General features: G+C 52.0%; 15 protein-coding genes. 12 read left to right on the top strand and 3 right to left on the bottom strand.

Annotation, left to right across the window (positions count from 1 at the left end; all coding sequences use genetic code 11):
- Window positions 1-101: 101 nt before the first annotated feature.
- From BN98_RS07305 to BN98_RS07250, 10 genes are all read left to right on the top strand, one after another.
- Window positions 102-1037 carry a class C sortase gene (locus tag BN98_RS07305; protein WP_019189381.1) on the top strand — a complete coding sequence of 312 codons (936 nt, stop codon included), beginning with the start codon at window positions 102-104 and terminating at the stop codon, window positions 1035-1037.
- Window positions 1034-1921: a class C sortase gene (locus tag BN98_RS07300; RefSeq protein WP_019189382.1), complete on the top strand. Its 888-nt coding sequence runs from the start codon at window positions 1034-1036 to the stop codon at window positions 1919-1921. Before BN98_RS07305 ends, BN98_RS07300 begins: the two co-directional genes overlap by 4 nt.
- Before the next feature lie 11 nt (window positions 1922-1932).
- Window positions 1933-2904, top strand: a complete 972-nt coding sequence (locus tag BN98_RS08340) for an isopeptide-forming domain-containing protein (RefSeq protein ID WP_019189383.1) — start codon at window positions 1933-1935, stop codon at window positions 2902-2904.
- A gap of 280 nt (window positions 2905-3184) precedes the next feature.
- On the top strand, window positions 3185-3790 hold the full coding sequence (locus tag BN98_RS07285) for a nucleotidyltransferase domain-containing protein (RefSeq protein WP_019189384.1): 606 nt from the start codon (window positions 3185-3187) through the stop codon (window positions 3788-3790).
- 463 nt (window positions 3791-4253) lie between these two features.
- Window positions 4254-4655 (top strand): DUF5301 domain-containing protein, encoded by a 402-nt coding sequence (locus BN98_RS07280; RefSeq protein ID WP_019189386.1) that lies wholly within the window; start codon window positions 4254-4256, stop codon window positions 4653-4655.
- Window positions 4656-4697: 42 nt separating this feature from the next.
- Window positions 4698-5204: a DNA-deoxyinosine glycosylase gene (locus BN98_RS07275; RefSeq protein WP_019189387.1), complete on the top strand. Its 507-nt coding sequence runs from the start codon at window positions 4698-4700 to the stop codon at window positions 5202-5204.
- 646 nt (window positions 5205-5850) lie between these two features.
- Entirely contained in the window at window positions 5851-6447 is a 597-nt protein-coding gene (locus BN98_RS07265; RefSeq protein WP_019189389.1) for an anthranilate synthase component II, read from the top strand.
- Complete coding sequence (locus BN98_RS07260; RefSeq protein WP_019189390.1) at window positions 6437-7867, top strand: anthranilate synthase component I family protein; 1431 nt, start codon at window positions 6437-6439, stop codon at window positions 7865-7867. The genes BN98_RS07265 and BN98_RS07260 overlap by 11 nt, the downstream gene beginning before the upstream one ends.
- Window positions 7860-8669, top strand: a complete 810-nt coding sequence (locus tag BN98_RS07255; protein WP_019189391.1) for an aminotransferase class IV — start codon at window positions 7860-7862, stop codon at window positions 8667-8669. The genes BN98_RS07260 and BN98_RS07255 overlap by 8 nt, the downstream gene beginning before the upstream one ends.
- Before the next feature lie 103 nt (window positions 8670-8772).
- The gene (locus BN98_RS07250) at window positions 8773-9900 is read left to right on the top strand and encodes an aspartate-alanine antiporter-like transporter (protein WP_019189392.1); all 1128 of its coding nucleotides are present in this window, start codon (window positions 8773-8775) and stop codon (window positions 9898-9900) included.
- A gap of 23 nt (window positions 9901-9923) precedes the next feature.
- Here BN98_RS07250 and BN98_RS07245 read toward each other — a convergent pair whose 3' ends face one another.
- Window positions 9924-10478 (bottom strand): methylated-DNA--[protein]-cysteine S-methyltransferase, encoded by a 555-nt coding sequence (locus BN98_RS07245; RefSeq protein WP_019189393.1) that lies wholly within the window; start codon window positions 10476-10478, stop codon window positions 9924-9926.
- Window positions 10479-12454: 1976 nt separating this feature from the next.
- Between BN98_RS07245 and BN98_RS07230 the strand changes: the two genes are divergently transcribed.
- Complete coding sequence (locus BN98_RS07230) at window positions 12455-12658, top strand: helix-turn-helix transcriptional regulator (protein WP_019189396.1); 204 nt, start codon at window positions 12455-12457, stop codon at window positions 12656-12658.
- A 9-nt stretch (window positions 12659-12667) separates the two neighbouring features.
- Window positions 12668-13090, top strand: a complete 423-nt coding sequence (locus tag BN98_RS07225) for a hypothetical protein (protein WP_019189397.1) — start codon at window positions 12668-12670, stop codon at window positions 13088-13090.
- Window positions 13091-13124: 34 nt separating this feature from the next.
- Here the strand turns inward: BN98_RS07225 and BN98_RS07220 are convergent, their stop codons facing one another.
- Together BN98_RS07220 and BN98_RS07215 are read right to left on the bottom strand one after the other, a co-directional pair.
- Window positions 13125-14012 (bottom strand): helix-turn-helix transcriptional regulator, encoded by an 888-nt coding sequence (locus BN98_RS07220; protein ID WP_019189398.1) that lies wholly within the window; start codon window positions 14010-14012, stop codon window positions 13125-13127.
- Between the two features lie 38 nt (window positions 14013-14050).
- The gene (locus tag BN98_RS07215; protein WP_019189399.1) at window positions 14051-14431 is read right to left on the bottom strand and encodes an ArsR/SmtB family transcription factor; all 381 of its coding nucleotides are present in this window, start codon (window positions 14429-14431) and stop codon (window positions 14051-14053) included.
- Between the last annotated feature and the right edge of the window lie 100 nt (window positions 14432-14531).

Below are 14531 nucleotides of genomic sequence, written 5' to 3'. Positions count from 1 at the left end.
CGATTCATGGTTGAATAGTAAGAGCGTCGCCCCGGAGGGCTCCGGGGCGGCCCCTCTTATTTCTTGTAGGATCTTCGGATCCATCGGCAGAAAGAGCGGATATGGAACAGAAAAAGAACTCGGAATCCGGGGAAGAAATGACCAAAACGAATGAGGAACCCGATAAAGGGGAAACCGCAAAAAAGGATCGAAAACTCAGAATCCTCGCGATCTTCCTTTTGATTGCCGGAATTTTGGTTCTTCTGTATCCGACCATCAGCAATCGCTTTAACCAGTGGCGTGCGGAGCAATTGTCCACCACCTACCAAGAAGTGGTTAAAGCCATTCCCGATGATCATTTTGCCAAAGAGTTGGAAAAAGCGCGTCAATATAATGAGAAGCTGACGGGAGAAAGTGTGCCGGATGTGTTTGCGCTTCGGGAAAAACATGATGATCCCGTCTATGATTCGCTGCTCAACGTGACCGGCGATGGGATGATGGGGGAAGTGGAGATTCCGGCCATTAACGTCAAGATTCCCATCTTTCACTACACCACCGACCAGGTGCTGCAACAAAACGTGGGACATCTGGCGGGCTCTTCGTTGCCCGTCGGGGGAAAGGGAACGCACGCCGTTCTTTCGGCGCACCGCGGGTTGCCCTCGGCAAAGCTGTTCACCGACCTCAATCTGCTGAAAAAGGGCGATCTGTTCTTTATTCGGGTGCTGAACGAGTTTTTAGCGTATGAAGTGGATCAGATGATTGAGGTGGAACCGACGGAAACTGCGTCGTTAGCCATCGACCGGGATAAGGATTTATGCACGCTCTTTACCTGCACGCCGTACGGCGTCAATACCCAGCGCCTTCTGGTGCGGGGGCATCGCGTGGACTATACGCCGGAGGAGGCCAAGAAGGCTTTTGAAGATGCGAAAGATCTTCGCATAGATACCACGCGCCTGAGCATTCATTTGTTGGCGGCCGCCATCGGAATTACGGTTGGGCTTACGCCCTACCTCATCTGGCGAAAGAAGAAAAAGAAACAGGAGGCCGGGCGTTCATGAGAAAAGCATCGCACCGACGCTTCTGGATTCTCGTGTGTATCCTCATGATTCTGGGAGGACTGGGCTTTCTCCTGTATCCCCCGGCATCGGATCTTTGGAACCGTTACCGAAACAGCAAGCTGGTCGGTACGTATACGCAGGTGGTAAAGAATCTTCCACAAGATCAGTCGAAAGCAATTTGGGATAAGGCGCGCGAGTATAATGAAAAGCATACGACGAACATCATCGTGGACGCCTTCAAGGAGGAAGAAGAATATGTACTGACCGCTCCCTATGATCAGTTGCTCAATCCTTCCGGGGATAATATCATGGGGACGATCGAAATACCGAAAATCCATGTGAAGCTGCCCATCTTTCACGGGGTGGGCGAGGAATCGCTGCAGCGTGGGGCGGGACATCTGGAAGGCACGTCCCTTCCGATTGGCGGAAAATCCACCCATTCGGTCATCTCGGCGCATCGCGGATTGCCTTCGGCGATTCTCTTCACGGATCTCGACCAGATGGCAAAGGGCGATCTCTTCTATCTGCACATTATGGATGCGGTCTTTGCCTACCGAGTGGTGGATATACAAACGGTGTTGCCCCATCAGTCGGAACTTTTGGCGATTCAACCGAATCGCGACCTTTGTACGCTGCTTACCTGTACGCCCTATGGCGTGAACAGTCATCGGTTGCTTGTTACCGGCGAGCGAACCGCCTATATCCCCGACGAGGCTACACCGGTCGAGGAAAAAGATCTGGCCGTTTTAGATGCGGTCATTGCCAACTGGAAGATCACCGTAGCGGGCGTTATCGTCCTTCTCTTCTTTCTCTTTGGGCTTCTTCTACGGAGTCGAAGAAAAAACGGGCAGGAGTGTGAAGTCGCGGATCGCAACAAGGAATAAAGGAGTAAACCATGAATAAACATCTTCAAAAAAGACACCAGCCCAATGTGTGGGCGCGGCTCCTCGCTTTTGTAGGCGCCTTCGTCATCTGTCTGGCGACCCTCTTTCCCATGGACGCCCTGGCGCGGCGCGACAATCCCATGGTACGCTCCTACGACGCAACGAAATGGGGCTCCCTTACCTTGCATTTGACCTATACGAAGGACGAAAGCCAAACGGCGACTCCTCTCGACGGGGCAACCCTTCGACTCGTTCGCATCGCGGATCTTTCGATGGGTGCCGATGGCCCTCACTATACCCTTCGCTCGGGGCTGACGAGCTTGCATTACGATTTTACCAAGATGACGTCAAGCGACCTTCGTCGGGCCGGCCAAGACATCGCGACCTATATCCAGTCGCATCCCAAGGCTTTGACGGCGCTCGGACACGAGTCAAACACAAACGTCAAGCCAAAACTCGAAACGGCCTATAAGGCGGTTCGCACGGCCACGACGAATGCACAAGGGAAGGTTTCCTTTGATCATCTGGTTCACGGCGTATACCTTGTGACGCAAGAGGGAAAGGCGGGCGCGGCTTCGCAGTTTGCGCCCATGTCTCCGGTTCTGTATTTTGTCCCCGAGTATCTAAAGGCGGGCAGCAGTGCCGCCTGGGTTTATGATATTGTGGCGAACCCCAAATATTCGCCCAACCAGCCTCCGACACCGCCGGAATCGTCTTCCACCCCGAAGGAATCCTCTTCGACACCGACAGGTTCTTCCACAACGCCGCCGGAATCCTCTTCGACGCCACCGGAAAACCCGCCAACATCGTCCACGCCGACGCCTCCGACACCGCCTGTCCATCCGAAGACGCCCACACCGGGCACCGGCGATAAGATTCGTTTAGGTCTCTGGATTGGTACCGGCTTGCTCGCGTTTATTGCCTTGCTTATGTTGCTTCGTAAGAAGCGCAATAAAGAAGACAATGACGTCAACAAGGATTGATGATGACTGCTAGCATTCATCCAGTTTTGTATTTGCCAAGTTTTCGGCATTCACTTTGTTTCTTCTGTTCGCCTTGTTCCCGTTTCCACGGGGGCAGGGCGATTTTTATGAAAATGAGGTAAAATGCAGGAGAAAGACGAACCGCAGGAGAATGCGTTATCCGTAAACCGATTGCATAGCTATGACCAACTAAACGAAGTCTGCAGACGTAATCATCGCATTGCCCCCAACCGCTAGAAGGAAACCACCTTCCTCCCATCGCCATATTAAGGAAATAAGAATGCAAAAATTTATCGATTATTTAAAAACGGAATATAATCCCTTGGCCATCGTGACCTATGGCTCCTTCAACAATGGCAGCAATGACGAAACCAGTGATTTTGATTGTCTGATCATTGTCGATAAAAAATGCCAAAAGCACGATGCGACGCGTATCGATGGGACGCCCTTAGATTGTTTCATCTATACGAAAGAGGAAGTCGCCCATGAAACGATAGAGACTTTTCTTACTCTATTTGATGGGAATATCATTTATGATACCGATGGGGTGGCCGCTGCGCTGAAGCAACGGGTGAAAGCCTACGTTTTTGAGCATACCGTCACCCCGAGCGATGAGAAGCAGTGGATTATCGACTGGATCCGAAAGACGATGCATCGAGCGGAAAAAAACGATGACGAGGGAAATTATCGGGCGATTGCCTTTCTTGAGGAGAGCTTAAACGATTATTGTATCCTTCGCGATAGGTTTTACTTTGGCAGCAAAAAGGCACTTGCTTTCCTGAAAGAAAATGATGCCTGCGGCTATCGGCTCTATCATCAAGCCCTTCTTGAACGAACGAATGCGGCAATTCGTAAATGGGCAGACTATGTGATTCAAATCCATTAAAATGGGGCAAGACGAAGGGAAAGGAGTAGGAACGGAGGGCATACTATTTTTAACATTGCGGTACTGCATATGAAATCAATGAAGGAAAGTCCTAGAATGGGTCAGGGATATGAAAAAACAAAGCCTTGGCATCCGTTTTTTAATATAGTCGTTTTTTACCTTGTTCGGATATTTGTATAGCAATGGTTTAGAAAGCCCGTCAATGCAGGAAGCATTTCTGACGGGCCTGATTTGGGCGGCTCTCTGCGTTGTCTTTGATGCTTTCGGCTGGGTGATTATTAAGCACCCTCGGAGCATGACAGCGCATTAAAGTCGAGTCGCAGGGTGAACGCTGATTGCGGCGGATCCTCTGGCCATCCGAGTACGGGAGAAGGATGAATTTTGTGTGCTGACAGTAGTTGGATGGCAAGAAAATAGAAACGAAAGGTACAAAAACATCGCTAAGAAAGCCAAGGAGGGTAAGATGAAAAAGACGATTGCTCTATTACTCAGTCTGCTGTGTTTTTTTCTGCTAAGTGCTTGCGCAGAGGATAAGAAAATTTCTTTTCCCCCAACGGAGAATATTTCGCAAATCGAAATCACCGAAAGCCAAGGAAAAAGTTTGAAACGCCTTACGCAAGCGGACAAAATCTCCGCCCTGGTGGAGAACATGAAAGAGAATACAAAAGATTCAGGAAGGGAAAGCGTCAACGATCAACCCACGAATATCGAAACGTATTACATTCTTGAATTTCACCTGAGCAAGTCTGCGGACAGCACGAAAAAATTCTACCTATATAAAGACAAGGACACTTGCTATATTGAGGAACCCTACACAGGGATATGGACATTAAAAAATGAAATCTACGACGAGCTGTGTCATTAGCGGCGCAACGTTTCATTAAGTACGAAATGGATCGGAGCACCCATGTCTCAAATCGAAACAAAACCAACGCAAACCATCGTACACCCCCTGGAACCTGTTTACAACGCCGATTCGCGCCTCCTGATTCTGGGATCCTTCCCCTCAGTCAAAACCCGCCAATACGGCTTCTACTACGGCAACCCCTTGAATCGCTTCTGGCCTTTGCTGGCGACCCTCTTTCACGAGTCTACCCCGGAGACCATCGCCGAGCGGCACGCCTTTCTGCTTCGCCATCACATAGCCATGTACGACAGCATCTATCAATGTGATATTGCCGGCTCCAGCGATGCCACCATTCGTCATGTGATTCCCAGTGATTTGCAGCCGCTTTTTGCCGCTGCCCCCATTCACCGCGTATATTGCAACGGCGCCACCGCGTATCGCTACTATCAACGCTATCATGCCCAAAAGACCGGCATCCCCGGCGTCAAACTGCCATCCACCAGTCCTGCCAATGCGCGCTATCGGCTGGACGATTTGGCGGAGGCGTGGAAAGCGATACTGGAGTAGAGGTAGAGAGCACGGTCGTATGCACAGCCGAGTTGCGCGACCATGCCTAGAGGAGTTCCGCGACCGTGCCTTTTGCAAAAAAGCGGCAAAGGCACGGTCGAAAACGCAGAGCAGCGGGCGTAACCGACCGTGCCTTTCGCAAAAAATCGTCAAAGGCACGGTCGAAATTGCAGGGCAGCGGTCGCAACCGACCGTGCCTTTTACAAAAAATCGCCAAAGGCACGGTCGAAATCGCAGGGCAGCGGGCGCAACCGACCGTGCCTTTCGCAAAAAATCGCCAAAGGCACGGTCGAAAACGTGGGGCAGCGGTCATGCACGACCGTGCCTTTTGCAAAAAAACGTCAAAGGCACGGTCGAAATCGCGGCACAGACGGTGCAACCGACCGTGCCTTTTGCAAAAAATCGGGAAAGGCACGGTCGAAATCGTGGGGCAGACGGCGTAGCCGACCGTGCCCAGTCGGCACGGCCAACCCCTCACGCCGTCGTCTCCCATCGCCATAATCCCGCCGCCCAGACGTTTCCGCGTGTAAAACCTCGTATTCTTTCTCATGGCCCCTTCGGTTGCATCTTGTACATAACGCATTGACGCTTTATACTCAATCCGAGCAAGGGGCTTTTACAGCGTCACCAGATGAGGAGGAAGAGAATGCTGTTAATGATAGATAACTATGATTCCTTTGTTTTTAATTTGTTGTCCTATTTCGAGGAGTTGGGCGAAGAGGTGGACATCATTTCGGCGGGGGATTTTGAGGAGGCGGATCCGGCGTGGGCGGAGAAATACGATGCGATTCTACTGTCGCCGGGACCGAAAGGACCGAAGGATGCGACGCTGTGTTTGTCGGTGATGGAAAAGCTGGCAGGAAGGATTCCCATTCTGGGGGTATGCCTGGGGCATCAGGTGATTGCGCATGCCCTAGGAGCGACGGTGGAAAAGGGGGATAGGCCGTATCACGGGAAGCTGTCGCCGGTGTTCCATAAAAAGATAGGTTTGTTTTTCAATTTGCCGAATCCGTTTACGGTGACGCGCTATCACTCGTTAGCCGTAAAGGCTGAATCGCTGCCGGCAAGGCTCAGGCTGGATGCTTGGACAGAGGATGGCACGGTTATGGCGATTTCTTCGGAAAAAGACGGTATCTATGGGGTGCAATTTCATCCGGAGGCGCTCCTCACCGAAGAGGGACATGAAATTTTAGCGAATTTTCTTTTGTTGGCAAAACAGTGGAGGGAACAGCATGCGCTTTAGAACATTTCATCGCTATCCGGCGATGGTGGACATTTTTTCCAAAGTGGCGGATCAAGAGCGGGCGGTATTTTTGGATTCTTCGAAGCAAAATGCCTTGGGACGCTATTCGGTGATTGCCTTTGCGCCTTGGGATACGGTTCGCAAACAGGGAAAAGGCGTGTATGTAAATGATGAAGTTGTCAAGGAGACTTTTTCTGAGGCATTGCAGAGGCTGTTGGGAAAACATAAAAAAGACTATCCTGCTGAGCTTTTTCTGTCCAATCCGGCCATCGGCTTTTTGTCCTATGGCTATGGGCAGGAGCTGATGGACGTATCTTCGCGGCATCCGAACCGTTTCAGTATCGATGATGCCATTTTCTGTTTTTATCACGTGTATCTCGTGGAAGATCATGAAGCGCATTGTTTGCAACTCGTACTGCAGGGCGAGGATGAGAGCGATGCCAAAATGGACGAGCTGGTTGCGTTCTTGTTAACCGCCGCACCACCGCAAGACGCTTCGCATGACGCATCGCCGCAAAGCGCCCTGCAAGCCGCCCCGCCAACCTCAGCCGGAGCGACAAAACAGTACGGCTATTCTACCACCAGCGACTACGATGCAGAGGGGTACATGGCGGCGATTCAAAAGCTGATTGCCTATATTGTGCAAGGCCATACGTATATCGCCAACATGACCCGTCGCCTGGAAATACAGAGCAATGTCCCGCCGTTTCCATATTATCGCGTGTTGCGTGAAAAGAATCCGGCGCCGTTTGCTGCATATATGAACTATGGCGCGTATCAAATTTTATCCAGTTCGCCGGAACAATTTTTATATGTGCAAGATGGCAATGTACGCACCAAGCCCATCAAAGGGACGCGCAAGAAAACGCAGGATGCGGCCGTGAATCAAGCGATGATCGAGGATCTGTTGCATTCGCCGAAGGAGCGTTCGGAGCTTCTGATGGTGACAGATCTGGAGCGCAATGATCTCAATAAAGTTTGCGTGCCGGGAACGGTGAAAGTGCCCCAGATGTACACGCTGGAGGAGCACGAAACGGTCTATCACATGGTCAATACCGTGACGGGCAAGTTAGCTCCGCAGAAGAACTTGTTGGATCTTATCCAAGCCACCTTCCCGGGCGGTTCGATCACCGGCACGCCGAAAAAACGAACGATGGAAATCATCGATGAATTGGAAAATTCGCCACGTCATATTTACACCGGCTCTCTCGGCTATCTGACGCCAGACGGCCAAATGAATTTGAACATTATCATTCGTACGTTGCTGCACCAGGAGGATCGCTACGAAATCGGCGTCGGCGGCGGCATTACCTGCGAATCCGATCCGGCAGAAGAATTTGAGGAAACCGTACAAAAAGCCAAGGCATTGGTGGATACTTTTTCTGCCTTAGCTGCGCCGGAAGGAGAAAGCGGTGTCTGAGTATCGTTGCGACACTGAAACCATTGTGCCGGATGCAGGCTATTTCTTCGGCCTCGGCGTTTTTGAGACGATTGCTGTGGAAGAGGGGCGTCCGCTCTTCTTGGATCGTCATCTGGCACGCCTGCAAAAAGGACTGGACTTTTTAGGCTTGGATCAAACTGTGGAACCGGCGGCCGTTCGCACCTATCTCAAATTGCTGCCGGCGATAGTGCGACGGCACGGCGTTTTGAAGATTACGGTGTCCGAAAAAAATGTGCTCTTCACCCATCGCCAAAATCCCTATGGCGATGCCGATTTTGCGCGCGGCTTTTCCTGCTGTCTGTCTGAGGTTTTGCGCAATCCCACATCGCCTTTCGTGTATCACAAAACCCTGCAATATGGCGAAAATATACAGGAGCTTCATGCCGCAAAGCGCCAGGGATTTGATGGAGCGATATTTCAAAATGCTTCGCACAATTTTTGCGAGGAAACCCGCGCCAATCTCTTCTTCCTCAAGGGCGACCATCTGCTTACGCCTCGCTTGGAAAACGGCCTTTTGAACGGCACCGTGCGTCAACTGTTGCTGGAGACGCTGCCCACGTCAGAACGGGCTCTTTCCGTCGAAGAGGCGGACATCCCCGTGGCCGACCTGGCTACCTTCGATGAAGCTTTTCTCACGAACGCCCTCATGGGCGTGATGCCTTTGCGCCAACTCGGCAACCACGTTTTCAAAAGTCGCCATCGCGTCGATGCGATCCGTGCCCATTATGTAGCGATGGCTGAGGCAGGGTCCGTTCTTGACAGTGATTTTTCCGTTTGCTAGACTGAAAAAACATTGGAAATGCGAGGAAGCTTTCTCTTTCATAGACCGTATGTCTGTGTGCGATTGAGCGATCCAACACAAGGCGAAATTGTTAGGAGGGTTTATGAATCTATTAATGGCTATGTTTCTCATTATGGCGATCGGCTATTTCCTGGGACATTTGAATATCTTTGGCGTCAAGTTCGGCGCTTCTGCGATCTTGATTACTTCACTTGTTTTTGGACACTTCGGCACGAAAGTGCCTCCCATACTCGATAATGTCGGCTTGGTGCTGTTCTTGGCACCGATTGGCTTGATGGCCGGCCCGACGTTTGTGAATAATATTAAAAAGAATGGCATCAAGTTTTTAGCCATAGCGATTATCACATGTATTATTGGCGGTGCCTCGATTGTTTTGGCGGTAAAACTCTTTAACATTCCTTTGGAACTCTCCATGGGCTTGGGCGCAGGCGCCTTGACGTCTACGGCCATGCTTGGCACGGTGACGTCGCTAACGCCATCATCGCTACCGGGCGTCGGCTACGGCATTGCCTATGCGTTTGGCGTTTTGGGCGTAGTGCTTTTGGTGCAGATCTTACCGAAAGTGATGGGCGTGGATCGCGACGAAGAAAACAATAAATTGACCGTCCCGGAATCAAAAAATGCGGTCGAGAATCTCAAGAAAAAATTCCTGGACTTCGAGCCGCATGGCCTCTTTGGCGTTGCAGTAGCCATTGCATTAGGCAGCTTACTGGGCAGCCTCAAATTGCCGGTGGGCGATAAGGTAGTGGTTTCTCTCGGCGCCGGTGGTGGCTCCATCATCATGGGCATTGTGCTGGGCCATTTCGGTCATATTGGACCGGTCAATTTCACCTACGCTAAAGGTAACATGCAAATGATCCGCGATTTGGGCCTAGCCTTTTTCCTCATGCGCGCCGGCACGAATGCAGGCGCAGGTTTTGTCGAAGTGATCAGTCAATATGGCATCACACTCTTCTTTGCAGGGGTGATGATCACCTTGGCAAGCTCGGTCTTGAGCTATCTGATCGCCTATTATGTGTTCAAATTGCCCTTATTCGGCGCGTTGGGAACCACCACCGGCTCCATGACCAGTGCTCCGGCATTGGGCGCACTTCTTGAAGTGACAAAAGATGACCGCGTTTCCTCGTATTATGCCGCCACCCAGCCGATCGCTACGATTTTTCTGGTGTTCATGCCACAGATCATTTGGCTTTTCTTTGGCCCCAGATAGAGCACCATCGCCGGGACGCATAACTACTTGACACGGCCTGCATCGCTATCAATTTTCGGCAGAAAAAGGTCATCCCGCTCTATTCCTTCCAACGCCAGCAATTGTATTTTCTTATCGATGCCACCCGCATAGCCGGTGAGCCCGCCGTCAGCGCCCACCACGCGATGACACGGAATAAGCAATGAAATAGCATTGTGTCCAACCGCACCACCCACCGCCTGCGCCCCCATGCGCAGGCGGTTTTTCTTCTGCCCAAGACGTCTCGCAATTTCCCCATAAGTCATGGTCTCTCCATATGGAATCGACAGCAATATCTCCCACACCGCCCGCCGAAACGGTGTCGTGCGCATCCTCATCGATGGAGTAAAATCCGGCTCCTTCCCGCTAAAATACACATCCAGCCACTGCACCGTTCTTTGGAAAATAGGCAGCCCATCAGGCGCACATTCCACCCACACTTCTCTCCGCGTCTCCGCAAAATATTTCTGCCCATCAAACCACAACCCGATGAGACTTTCGCCATCGCTTGCCATCGTCATGCCACCCAGTGGCGATTCATAATGCGCACTATAGTCCATTCCAACCCTTCTCCTTTTGCTCGCCCCCTCATCTTCAGCTCGCTTCTCGCTTCCAGCTCGCTACTCTCGCCTTCAGTGCCAAGAAGTCGAAGTGGCAATGCCACCTTATTATAGCAATGCCTTCTCCTTCTTATTATAGCAATGACCGAATGAGCAAGCGGAGGCGTTGTGCGAAGAGGTTGCGCGACCGTGCCTTTTGCAAAAAAATGCCAAAGGCACGGTCGAAATTGCGGAGCAGGGGTTGCGGCCGACCGTGCCTTTTGCAAAAAATCGTTAAAGGCACGGTCGAAATGGCGGGGCGGAGTGCGCTACCGACCGTGCCTTTTGCAAAAAACGCCGAAGGCACGGTCGAAATTGCAGGGCGGAGGGCATATCCGACCGTGCCTTTTTCAAAAAAACGCCAAAAGCACGGTCGAAATCGCAGGGCGGAGGGCATATCCGACCGTGCCTTTTGCAAAAAATGGTCAAAGGCACGGTCGAAATCGCGGGGCGGAGTGCGCAACCAACCGTGCCTTTTGCAAAAAAACGCCAAAGGCACGGTCGAAATTGGAGTGCAGAGGGCGCGACCGACCGTGCCTTTTATAAAAAAACGCCAAAGGCACGGTCGAAATTGTGGAGCAGGGGTTGTGGCCGACCGTGCCTTTTGCAAAAAAACGCCAAAGGCACGGTCGAAATTGTGGAGCAGGGGTTGTGGCCGACCGTGCCTTTTGCAAAAAAACGCCAAAGGCACGGTCGAAATCGCGTAGGAGGGGTCGCGGCCGACCGTGCCTTTTGGAAAAAAACGCCAGAGGCACGGTCGAAATTGTGGAGCAGGGGTTGCTGCCGACCGTGCCTTTTGGAAAAAAACGCCAGAGGCACGGTCGAAATTGTGGAGCAGGGGTTGCTGCCGACCGTGCCTTTTGGAAAAAAACGCCAAAGGCACGGTCAAAATTGCGGGGCAGGGGGTGCGGTCGACCGTGCCTTTTGCAAAAAATGGTCAAAGGCACGGTCAAAATTGCGGGGCAGGGGGTGCGGTCGACCGTGCCTTTTGCAAAAAATGGTCAAAGGCACGGTCAAAATTGCGGCGCGGAGGGCGCAACCGACCGTGCCTTTTGCAAAAAAACGCCAAAGGCACGGTCGAAATTGGAGTGCAGAGGGCACGGCCGACCGTGCCTTTTGCAAAAAAAATGCCAAAGGCACGGTCAATCGCCTCCGGCGCCCGTAAGGAGCCGGCTCCGCCGGCGGTTCATAAATAAGGAGCGCCGCTTGCGCGGCGCAGTTTAGAATGGCGCCTTCGGCGCCCATAAGGAGCCGGCTTCGCCGGCAGTTCAGAATGCCGCCTTCGGCGGCGTTATAAGGCCGCCGTCGGCCGCCATTCGTTCTTAAGTCATGCGCCGAAAACTCCCCGAAATCCTGCCGTATCGCCGCTGAAAACTCGTCATGCTCGCCGCCGTGCCCCCGCCGAAAATTCGCCATGCTCCCAGCCGTGACTCGCACCGAAAACCCACCATACCCCTTCCATGCTCCCCGCCATACCCCTCCGAAAATCCGCCTTACCTCCGCCAAAATCCCGCATGCTACACCGTCGCTCCCGCTATACAGCCATCCCGCGACGCCGTCTGTGTGGCTAAGCATCTCGCTGCGACCATCATGCGCAAGGCGCCTTGCGCAGAACATCCTTTTCTGCGCATTTTTTTGCCTTAATGATTTGACTTGGACAAGAGACGATGGTACTATAAATAGCACCAAAATGGTACTAAAAAACGTACCAAACCAGTGAGACATCGGCATCAAATCACCGCCGCACCACCGCCGCCACTACATCGGCACCAAAGCAGCGCGACATCGGCATAAAATCACCGCCGCACCACCACCGCCACTACATCGGCACCAAAGCAGCGCGACATCTGCATCAAATCACCACCGCACCATCACCGAACCACCGCCACACCACCATAAAAAGCATCAGAGGAATATTTCCGTCGAAGGGAGTTGTTATGGAGGTACATATCGAAAATAGAATTGCTGAATTTCGAAAAGAGAAAGGCTTATCCCAGCATCGCTTGGCGAAGGCGGTGGATTTGAAGCGTCGCTCGATCATGGCGTATGAGAACAATGTGATCAGTCCAACGCTGGAAACAGCCTATAAAATTTGCAAAGTCCTGGATAAGGACATCAAAGAAGTATTTATTTTTCAGTGAGGAGAAAACATGGGAATCTTTTTTATGGATACGAATGAAATCGAAGAGGAAGTGAAGGCTTCTTTTGGCGCTACGAAGGACTATTTGTTCACGATTAAGCACGATGATTTAAAAACGGGATTGGCAAAATGGCTGGCACTGAGCCCCTTGCTTTATTCGAGCGATGCTTCGCGCAATTTCACTATCTATTTCAGCCCGAAGGGGATTTATGAAAAAGAGAATGGCAATCCGCTAAGCAAATCCTTTGTGCTGCTGCCTTGGAATGAAATCGAGGACTTTCAAGTGGAAATGAAATCTAAAAAGGCGTTTCTGGTCTTTTGGCATCTTGGCAAGAGAGTTGGCTATGAAGTCCCGTTCAACGGTCGCATGTGCAAAGGCAATGAAGAGAGATTGCAAGCGCTGCAAGAGAAAAATTGGAATCGGGTCGATTAAAACCAAGACGCCAGCCTATCGCCGTCCTTGTCTTTTACAGCATCTCACAGTCATGCGGGACGGATTGCCCCTTTTTGCGATACTCGCTCGGGGAGAGGTGATATTGCACTTTGAAGGCGGAGGTGAAGCGACTTTGGCTTTCGTAGCCGACGCGTCGGGCGATGGCGGCAACGGATAGCGTGCTTTCGGTGAGAAGGCGCGCGGCCAATTCCATGCGGTGCGCTTTGACGTGAGCGGCCAGAGGGCTGCCGTAGATGGATTTGAACGTTTCCTTGAGCGTGGTGGGATTCATCAGATAGCGATGCGCGAGTGCATCGATGGTGATGCGTTCATCCATGTTGTGCGTGAGGAGGTCATGAATTTCGCGCACGATGCGAATTTGCTCGGCGCGTGTTGCCGTGAGGGCTTCGGGGTGCGTTTCTTTTTGGGCCAGAAAAAGCAGCAACTCCAAGGCTTTGAGTTGTTGATAGGGGCGACGCAGCCGTGTCTCGCTCGCGTAAAAAGGCGTGAAAAGGGCATCGCTATGCAGATTGCCGGCAAAAGCGGCAAAAGGAGAAGCAGTGAGGAATTTATCGCTGAGAAACGAGGGGGAAAGGGCGCTTTTTCCAAGGAGCGGTAGAGAAGAGAACAGTGTCGGCGGATCCAGAAAAAGAGAAAGGCCTTCGCAGGGAAGGGAGGGATCCGAGGATGGCAACGGGGTGCCGGCGGCAAGGGATTGTAAGAGAAAATCGCCGGGGCCGAGGTGCAGCGTTTTTCCTGCGTGAGATGCCGAAAGTTGGCCCTTATGGCAATGCGTGATTGCCAGGGTGGGCGTCGTGTCTGCTGTTATGAGGCATGGGGCAGGGCACGGGCCTTCGTCGTTGAAATACGTAAGAGCGGCTCCCGGAAAGAGGGAGACGGATGGGGTGGTTGCGGCGGACATGAAAACTCCTTCGTGTATACGGCCATGTATACGGTGCCTTATTTCGGACAGGCGATGGCCATGACCTTTTCGATCATCTTATGCAAGAGTTGACTTTGCTCGTTGTCGGCGGCGCGATAGTACACTTCTTTTCCTTCGCGACGACTGACGACGAGTTTGCTGTTTTTTAAGGGACGTAGATGATGAGAGATGGCGGGACTGGACATGGCTAAGAGGGCAGAAATGTCCTGTACGCACTCTTCATGATGGCATAGAAGCCAGAAAATGCGGATGCGAGTGGTATCGCCCAATTGCTTGAAGATATCCGCGACAATTTGAAAATCGCTCACGATGGCCAGTTGCTTCTTGATGACGGCCAGATCCGGCGCTTCGTCGTCATGGGCAAAGGGTAGCGATAGTTCCTTTTGCGTTTGAGGCATAAAAACCTCCTTTCTCGTTTGGTCCGATGGCTTGGGGGAAAAGGGAGGGGCGAGCCTGTCCCGTTTGCCCGATTGGTCATCCCTTTAGACCGATTAGCAG

This window comes from Levyella massiliensis, assembly GCF_000308275.2.
Classification (GTDB): Bacteria; Bacillota; Clostridia; order Tissierellales; family Peptoniphilaceae; genus Murdochiella; species Murdochiella massiliensis_A.
This window is presented reverse-complemented; position numbering and strand designations above follow the sequence as displayed.